The 9,149-nt window shown below is 36.1% G+C and carries 6 protein-coding genes and 2 pseudogenes; 4 read left to right on the forward strand and 4 right to left on the reverse strand.

Going from position 1 to position 9,149, the window contains the following annotated elements; translation table 11 throughout:
• A pseudogene (locus J671_RS0105250) lies at window positions 1-677 on the forward strand (IS5 family transposase); the annotation flags it as partial.
• A 130-nt stretch (window positions 678-807) separates the two neighbouring features.
• Here J671_RS0105250 and J671_RS23875 read toward each other — a convergent pair.
• On the reverse strand, window positions 808-1,980 hold the full coding sequence (locus J671_RS23875; RefSeq protein ID WP_000064928.1) for a replication initiation protein: 1,173 nt from the start codon (window positions 1,978-1,980) through the stop codon (window positions 808-810).
• Window positions 1,981-2,893: 913 nt separating this feature from the next.
• Here J671_RS23875 and J671_RS23880 point away from each other — a divergent pair.
• The 3 genes from J671_RS23880 (at window position 2,894) to J671_RS23890 (ending at window position 5,591) form a co-directional block, all read left to right on the forward strand.
• Window positions 2,894-3,670, forward strand: a complete 777-nt coding sequence (locus J671_RS23880) for a ParA family protein (protein WP_000104830.1) — start codon at window positions 2,894-2,896, stop codon at window positions 3,668-3,670.
• 18 nt (window positions 3,671-3,688) lie between these two features.
• Entirely contained in the window at window positions 3,689-4,588 is a 900-nt protein-coding gene (locus J671_RS23885; RefSeq protein ID WP_000254418.1) for a ParB/RepB/Spo0J family partition protein, read from the forward strand.
• Between the two features lie 205 nt (window positions 4,589-4,793).
• Window positions 4,794-5,591 (forward strand): alkaline phosphatase, encoded by a 798-nt coding sequence (locus J671_RS23890; RefSeq protein WP_225247871.1) that lies wholly within the window; start codon window positions 4,794-4,796, stop codon window positions 5,589-5,591.
• A gap of 505 nt (window positions 5,592-6,096) precedes the next feature.
• Here J671_RS23890 and J671_RS0105255 read toward each other — a convergent pair.
• From J671_RS0105255 to J671_RS25640, 3 genes and pseudogenes are all read right to left on the reverse strand, one after another.
• A pseudogene (locus J671_RS0105255) lies at window positions 6,097-7,348 on the reverse strand (type II toxin-antitoxin system HipA family toxin).
• Complete coding sequence (locus J671_RS23895) at window positions 7,348-7,653, reverse strand: helix-turn-helix domain-containing protein (protein WP_000366815.1); 306 nt, start codon at window positions 7,651-7,653, stop codon at window positions 7,348-7,350. The pseudogene J671_RS0105255 and the gene J671_RS23895 overlap by 1 nt, the downstream one beginning before the upstream one ends.
• Before the next feature lie 273 nt (window positions 7,654-7,926).
• Window positions 7,927-9,071, reverse strand: a protein-coding gene (locus tag J671_RS25640) for an IS3 family transposase (protein WP_106105085.1) whose coding sequence is annotated in 2 segments (ribosomal slippage) — window positions 7,927-8,807 and window positions 8,807-9,071 — 1,146 coding nt in all. Because the reading frame shifts where the segments join, the coding sequence is not laid out codon by codon here.
• Window positions 9,072-9,149: the final 78 nt, after the last annotated feature.

Below are 9,149 nucleotides of genomic sequence, written 5' to 3' on the forward strand. Positions count from 1 at the left end.
TAAATTGGACAGCACCAGATTACACCACGCTTTGTAGAAGACAAAAGCATATTGATATTGCAATTAGTTACCAAAAAAGTAGAGATGGTCTGCATCTACTCGTGGACTCTACTGGCTTGAAATTTCTAGGTGGGGGGGAATGGAAATGCAAGAAACATGGATCTGAATATCGTCGCCAATCGCGTAAGCTCCATATTGCTATAGAAGCTGAAACCCTTCAAATACGTACAGTACAACTCACGACAAATAATGTCAGCGATTCACAAGTGCTCGAAGATTTACTTTCTCAAGTTCCCTTGGATGAACGAATTGATTCAGTTTATACAGATGGTGCTTATGACACAAAGCACTGCCGACAAGTCATTTTAAATCGTGATGCACATGCGGTCATTCCACCCAGGAAGAATACAAAGCCTCGGAAAGATTAGCAAGTCAGGTCTATAGAGCGAAATGAGTTATTGAAAACAGTCAAACTGCTAGGAAGGTCACTTTGGAAAAAGTGGTCTGGTTATCACCGTCGAAGTTTGGTGGAAACCAAGATGCATTGCATCAAATTATTAGGCGATAAATTAACAGCAAGGAGTTTTCCTAGTCAGGTGAATGAGATTCATGCACGCGTAGCCCTTTTGAACAAATTCACAGAATTGGGGCGCCCTCACACCCAAGTTGTCACTTGAATTTGGCTCAATTAGGATCGCTTCTATCTTTCAAACCTTTATGCAACAAAGCCCTATAAAAATATGACATAAACTGATATTAAGCTTATTTTACATCTTATAGTAAAAAGTGTAGCAACTTGCTACACAGTCATATAACGTCTTTTCCAAAGATTTCATTCAATCGTTTTCTATTTTCTTTTACAAAATTTGGATTATTTTTTAATTTATATTTCATTTCTTTCTTAAATTCACTCATTGAACTGCCAGCTACAGCAAAATCCATTTGGAACATAATATCATTAACTATCACATTTGCTTGAGATTCAGTTAAGCACCCTTCTGTCTTAAACCACTTACTAAACTGTTTATAATTTGGGTCGTTTGCATAGATGTACCAAGACCTTACAGTCATATCGAACTTCGCACCTAATTCTTTAACAAGCGCGTTATCATCAAAATTGACATCTAAATAGATTTGAGTCTTATCATTAGTATTAGATACAACAACTTCAGTGGCATGCCTATTAAGAATTTTAAATCGAACTCCGACAATAGGTCGACCTTTCTTGATGGTATCGTACTCTAATTGAAGACTAGTCCTTTCATTAATTTCTTCAATAATCTTGTCTAAAACGTATCGTCTAAAATCAACCCAACGATCGTATTTTTTCTCCCCAATATCAATTAATGCTTTGATATTCTCAAGTGAAAGTTCAACCTCATAAGAATCTTGATTAGCATACTTAAATTCATTTTTGATAAAGTATGAATACAAACTCATACTGGTTACAGAGTCCAAAGCAAATAAATCTTTCAATTGATAGGTCGTAAAATTTCCATTTGCTAAACGAGTAAAATACGGAAGTACTTCACTGGTGAAACGTATCTGCAAAGCATTTTTAGCATCATCTTCCCAACGGAGTTCACGAATAATTGGTACTACTGAGTGTACTTTTTTAACTTTACGCTTATTATCATCCACGGGCTCTTCAATTACAAAATGAGCTACTCGTGATGATAATTCTTTATAAATACGATCAATAGCAACATTAATGGAATTCTTTTTATCTAATCCTAATAATTCGCCTAAATCATCTTTATGCAAATAAATATAAGTTTGCTCTGTAATTTCACGATCTTGATTATTCTTCTCACCATAATTCGCAACAGCCATTGCATAAAGAAGAGCTTTATACTCATTAGATGATAATTCAATTGGTCTAATCAGACGGTTACTAGTGCTGACTACTCCATTATGTCGAATGTTACCAATACAATAAGGTAGATGTTCTAATTCTTCTGGTTCGTTGTGATTGCTCATAAGTGGAAAGATTAAAATATTTTCTACATGTTATACACAAAAGTGGAAGAAGATGCAAACCGCTCACTATTTTCTCATACTTACATTAAATTAACTCAGTTTATGCCCATCAAACACCTTAAGAGTGGAAGAAGTGTCACTATTAAAGTGCAATTTTGGTACTATTCAGCCTTATGGTGGAATAAATATAAAAATAAACACTTTTAAGTGACAGTTCTTCCACCTTTGATAATTCATCTGTGTCGCTCAAGCAATCAATTTGAAAGTAGGAATAGCCTACAGCACCACTAAAGTGGAATTACTCAACACATATTCCACCATTAAAGTGACAAGCCTTCCACCATTCCGGTATTCTTGACTATCAAACATCATGTTATCAATTAAATTTTATACAAATATTTTATCCACAGAATAAAAAACATCTAATGACAAGTCTTCCACCTTTATTTCAATAAAAACAAACTTATCAACATCACAAGCAGTTGAATCGTATTGTTTTAAATTAAAAAATACACATTAAAATAAATCACAATGACAAGTCTTCCACCATAGTGACAAACCTTCCACTTATCAGTGACAAACCTTCCACTTATTAGTGACAAACCTTCCACTTATCGGTGACAGGCCTTCCACTTATCAATGACAGGCCTTCCACTTATTAGTGACAAACCTTCCACTTTAAAAAATCTATCTAATTGTTTTTTAAAAAATAAAACTTGTCTAATTATAATTAACTAATTAATACTAATTAATACTAATTAAAATTAGCTAGCTATATTTTTTAAAAAAGTTAAGAAATGTTTTTCCCACATCTTTTGAATTCAAAAGATAAAAATATGACAAAGGAACTGTAGCAAGTTGCTACAAATATCTTTATATTAAATGAAATCAAAGTAAATTCCTTAAGACAAATATGTCAACTAAAATCATTGCTGTAGCTAATCATAAAGGTGGTTGCGGGAAAACAACTACTGTAGTACATCTTGCTTCAGAACTTGCTGAATTAGGAAATAAGGTCTTAGTAATTGATCTGGATCCACAAGCAAATGCAAGTTTACATATAGGATTAAGACACCCTAGCGAAGTTGAAACTACATCAGCTGAATTACTTATTGGTGATATAAGTCTATTATCGGAAGCATTAGAAGAAGAAACAAAATTTAAAAATGTTTCTTTAATATATGGCTCATTAACTCTTGGTAAAACTGAAGATCAATTGAAAGATGATGCACCAAGACCATCCGAGGAACTTTCAAATAAATTGGAAATTCTAGAAGGATTATATGACTACATTCTTATTGATTGCCCTCCTAGCTTAAAATTACTAACCAGCAATGCTTTAGCCGCTTCGACACATGTTATTGTTCCAATTGAATCTGGTTCACAATACGGTCTCTATGGTGTTACTGATTTAATTAATCATTTAAGTAAAATTAGAAGAGTTAACCCTGAATTAGAACTCTTAGGTGCTTTATTAATTAAACATGATGAGCGTCAGAATGTATGTAAATTAATAAAAGATGAAGCATTTAATCAAGTTGGAGAATTATTGCATACCACAATTCCAATGAGCACTAAGGTTAATCAAGCTGCAATTTTGCAACAACCTTTATTATCTGTTGATAAAAACTCAAAAGTTCGAAAAGCTTTTGAAACTTTAGCACAAGAAATTGTTCAGCGTGTCGGATAATATAATTCTGGAAATACTATGGTAAGTAATAAAGAGCTATTGGCTAAACGTCTTCAGCAAAATACTCAAAAGCATCAACATGCCCAAAAGGAGCATATTAACGATGTCAAAGAGCTAAGACGTAATGTACAAATTACAGATATTCAGGCTAGCCCTAACCAGCCTCGAAAACTCTTTAATCAACAAGATATTGAAGATTTAGCAGCATCAATTGAAGAAATTGGGCTATTACAACCAATTGCAGTTCGTAGAATAAATGATAAATATGAGTTGATTGCTGGTGAAAGACGATTGAAAGCCCACCAATTTCTCAATAAGAACACTATTGAAGTAATCATTATTGATGCATCGGATGAAGAAGTTGCTTTATTAACATTAGCTGAAAATTTAAAGCGAGAAGATCTGACAGATTATGAAATATATGTTGGATTAACTTCTTTGGATGAAAAATTAAAAAAAAATAAGCAGAAGTTAGCAAAGTCATTAGGTATGAATCGTGAAGATATGTATAAATATTTATCTTTTGAAAAATTACCTGGAGAGTTGATTGAAGATTTGGAGAAACAGCCGTCATTATTAGCACGGACCGCTGCTACAGCAGTGAAAAAGTTTCTATCAGATCATGATGAAAACCATGAAAATGCTAAAGAAGCATTATTCGAAGCATGGTCAAAATTGCTTAAAAAAGAAGTTGAACAGACAAAACTGGCATCACTAGCTGAAAAAATCTTTAAGTCAAGAGAAACGAAAGAAGTAATTCAAACTTCAATTGTACATAAAATTGAATATGATGGGAAAGTTGCTGGTAATATCAAATTTGACCATAATACATTAAAGGTATCTTTAAAAATGGGCCAATTTGATGATCAAAATTTACAAGAATTAAAAGCTTTCCTAAAACGAATGTTAGAAAAATAAAGTAAAAAAATAGTGTAGCAAGTTGCTACACTATTTTTTGCAATTAGGAAAATTTATATAAGTAGTCATAATAATATTTTCATAAATTTGTCATGTAAATTGAATATTTAAAGCGTATTTTTCGACCATCCTAAGATGAGTTGATGCAATGCTTTGGCATAAGAAAAAATTTAATAAAAAATTAATAAGTTTGGCATGGTGTAGTTTGGGCACAGTTATTTTGACGTGCTGTCAAAGTCCTGCTTTAGTTCAATCAACTTCTACTTCAGTACAACCATCAAAACAGCCTCAACGTGTGGTTTTTTTCTTGGAAGATGCAATGGGTATCACGACACTAACAGCTGCACGAATTTACGCTGTTGGTGAAGATGGCCAACTGCCAATAGATCAACTGCCAGAGTCAGCATTTGTTCGTACTTTCTCAGAAGGTGCACAGGTTACAGATAGCGCACCATCGCTGGGTGCCTATATGACAGGTGTAAAAATGAAAAATGAAGTGATATCCATGCAGACTGGAACAATTGCAGTAGAACCAAATCAGGCCGGAAATCATCAATGTGGAACCAATCCTCAGAACCAAAATAAGCAAGACACCCAAACTTTACTCGAATTGGCCAAAGCACGAGGTTGGGGTACAGGGGTAGTCACAACAACTCGCATTACGCATGCTACACCAGCATCGACTTATGCTCATATTTGTCATCGTGATGCTGAAAATGACATAGCATCCCAATTAGTACCAAGTTCGCAAGGTGATATCTATCAGCGTTATAACGTCAAATTAAAAGATGGGGTTGATGTGATTCTAGGCGGGGGTAAGCGTCAATTTCTGCCGAAAGATCAAGGGGGAGAACGGATAGACCAACGGAATTTGATCGCAGAAATGCAACAAGCAGGCTATCGAATGATCTATGATCAAACTCAACTCTCCCAGATGAAGTTAGGAAAGATAACACTAAATATAAAAAAATGGAAAAATAATTTACTAAGTTATTGTTTTTAATCTGATGTTTGTTTTATATGGGAATGATAATAACTTCTGATTACTAGTTTTTACCTTAAATATAACGATTGAAAGATTCATTTAAAGGCTATGAATACATGAGTTTTACAGTTTGGCTAGGTCAGCATGAGTACTTTTCGCAAGATTTAAGATCGACCATGAACGTGATTTAAGTTATAGGGGATTGATGAAATAGTTTTTATGAATTTCTGGCTTTCTGGGCTGATTTTATCAAATTCATGTCTATACAAAATTGCGACATATTTCTCGTGCTTGTAGTTATCCAGAGTTTGGTCTGCATCTATCCATAGTGCAGACCTTTTTTTGGTGATAGTTTTTTCTTAGCGATTTTCGATCTGGATGTAGTGATTTCACGTTTGCAGAACGTATCTTGGCGGTGATCCATCTAATATTCGTGATTATAAAGCGAGCTAATTCACAGGTTCTACAGATTATGTAGCGACTAACTATAAGTTGATGGTTGGCGCTTAGTTTATATTTACGCTTAGGTTTCAGTTAAAAAATCAATATTTTGTTGAATTCGTGATTGAATCATCTCTAGGGTAGATTCTCGAATTTGATGAGGATACAGGCGTTGCGCAATTTGACTAAATTGAAGTGCAATTTCACGCATGGCCAAGATGATCTCATCGACTTCTAGAGTAGTCAGATTCGCTTCTGAAGTACCGAGTTTATGTATGTCATTTCGAGAAATATTGAGCGCTTCTTCCACAATGTCCATTTGATCATAACCACCTAGACCTTCACAGAAGGTCACGTCATAGGCTGGAGCCAATTTCCATTGACCATTTTTTGCCATGAGAAAAGAAAAATGCTTGGTATGGTCATCCCGATTATTGAAAAGTACATTAAACACAGCACGTTTAAAAGTATGCAGCCTTTCTCGCACATCTTGCGTACACATCAAGGTTGCCCGAAGAAAATTGCGGTAGTCTAGGCTACCTGGAACTTTATAGTCTGCTCCGGTATATGCAGCCAAACTCTGCATTGGAATCCGCATGCCATTTTGACGGTCGAATCGTTTAGCAGCAAAAGCCATTAAACCATTGGGCAAATTAAAAAAATGGGTGTCTGGAGTCTCGATTGCACAAAGTCGCAAACATTCTGCATAGACGGCTTCAATGGCGCAGACTTCAGGATGCTCTTGCTGAGCAGGAAACTTAATCAGCCAGGCTTCATTTTGATCAGAAGCTTGCGTCGAAAACTCAAAATTGACAGGATCTCGGTAAACCAATGCTTTGGATCTGGCACCTTGGGGGAGCCACCCATGACCAGCAAATGTTGTAAAAATTCGCCACCTTCTCCTTTGAGGACTTCTTGGACTGCGGCAGGGGAATATTCTCTGAAGTTTGCATATCTGCGACACAGGGTTCAAAGGAGAGAGCACCCGTTGCATGGGTGCTAATATAAGTTAGACGTTCCAAAGGGCCGATTCGTGCCGGATGCAGTCCAATTTTTCGAAAATATCGATCCATTAATAACATGCCCCAACCATCCGGCAAAGCATCATAGACTGGACCAGGTAATCCCATTTGATAAGTAGGAAAACCCTGTCTCAGTGGTAGACCTTTTAAAGGGAGTAAATAAGAAGAGAGCTGAACACCTCGCTGTATTGCTTCTGGACTATATTCAAAAGCAATAGTGGGTCTACCTGTGGTGGCTGTTGAACTAATCAGCGTTCCCCATAACCATGATTCGCCCCAACCGTTGTAATAAACATTAAGACTGTTGAGCATTATCCCTTCCTCTTAATACGCTGGCGCTTACTTTGACTTTCATAGCGTAGAATGTCTTTTACACTGTTAAGCTGAGGTTGAAACAGCTCCTGAAGTTCGTTTAATCGACCCAAGACCATTGCAATACGGACTAAATTTTCAACAGATACATTTCGTCCCGCTTCAAGATTCGAAACCGTATTCACGCCGACACCAGCGCGTGCTGCAACCTCAGCTTGAGACATCTCCAAAAAGAGTCGTTGCTTACGTAAACGCTCACCTAAAAGCGTCACGACTTCTTCGGGTTTAGTGAAATATAAATCCATTAAATTGGGTCTTAAACTTTAATAATTTAATTAAACCACAAAATAATGGAATTAATTTATAGCTATAGTGTGGTTGAGGAGGGCTTTGTTGCACAGCACTTCGGAAGGTAGGTATGGTCCTTGGGTATCGGTTACAGAAATTCATCAGGATGTACTTTGACTGATTGTTGATAAGGAAATCTCAGTATTTTCATTTTTCCTTTTTGGTCACAAGAGGTGGTCCCACATGTTTGAACAACTAAAAGCGTATTTATAAGTGATATTCCGCTCTAGTTAAGCCACCTTGTTTTGTTGGGGTAGCTGATCATAGTAAAACTCATTTGGTGTCATTTTGTCTAGACTCGAATGAGGTCGTTTCAGATTATAAAACTCAAAATATGCACTCAATTGCTTTTTCGCATCTGTGACACTGCTATAAGCTTTGAGATACACCTCTTCATATTTAACGCTCCGCCATAATCGTTCAACCATCACATTATCTACCCATCGACCTTTACCATCCATACTGATTTGAATGCCATTTGATTTCAATACATCAATAAATGCATCACTGGTAAACTGACTGCCTTGGTCTGTATTAAATATTTCAGGTCGACCATATTTTTCAATAGCTTCATTTAATGTTTCTATGCAAAATGTAACCTCCATACTAATCGATACTCTATGCGCAAGTACCTTGCGGCTATGCCAATCAATCACAGCACATAAATAAACAAAGCCTTTTGCCATAGGGATATACGTTATATCCGTAGACCACACTTGATTACTGCGCTGAATAGCCAATCCTTTGAGCAGATATGGATATTTGCGGTGAGCTTGATTAGCCTGGCTTAAATTTGGTTTGCAATATAACGCATTAATGCCCATTTTCTTCATTAAAGTACGTGTATGACGTCGTCCTATATGATGTCCTTGACGATTCAACAAATCACGCATCATACGGCTACCTGCAAAAGGGTATTGCATATGTAACTCATCCATACACCGCATCAGCTTCAGATCTGATGCACTCACAGGTTTTGGGCGATAGTAATAACAACCACGGGAGACTTTCAGCAGCTGAGCTTGCTTAGATACTGAAATCTGAAGTGAGTCATCGATTAACTTTTGTGGTTGAAGCGGCCCAGTTTCTTCAACACACCTTCTAAAAAATCAATTTCTAATGCCTGCTCACCGATTTTTGCATGTAGTTTTTTTAGATCGATGGGTGGTTCTGTTGGAGCTTTTGATTGATCGAAAGCTTGCGAGGAAGCTGAAATCAGTTGATTTTTCCAGTCGATAATTTGGTTTTGATGAACATCAAATTCAGCACTCAATTCAGCAAGTGTTTTTTCTGCTTTAATCGCAGCAAGTGCTACCTTAGCTTTAAAATCATTTGAATGATTTCTTCTTGGTCTATGTGCCATAAAATACTCCATATATTGATGTTTATAACATCATTTGGGGAGCAAAATATCACTTATAAGTGTTGTTCAAATTTCCTGATCCACCTCTAC

It is taken from the genome of Acinetobacter sp. 1130196 (genome assembly GCF_000588095.1).
GTDB classification, from domain to species: domain Bacteria; phylum Pseudomonadota; class Gammaproteobacteria; order Pseudomonadales; family Moraxellaceae; genus Acinetobacter; species Acinetobacter nosocomialis.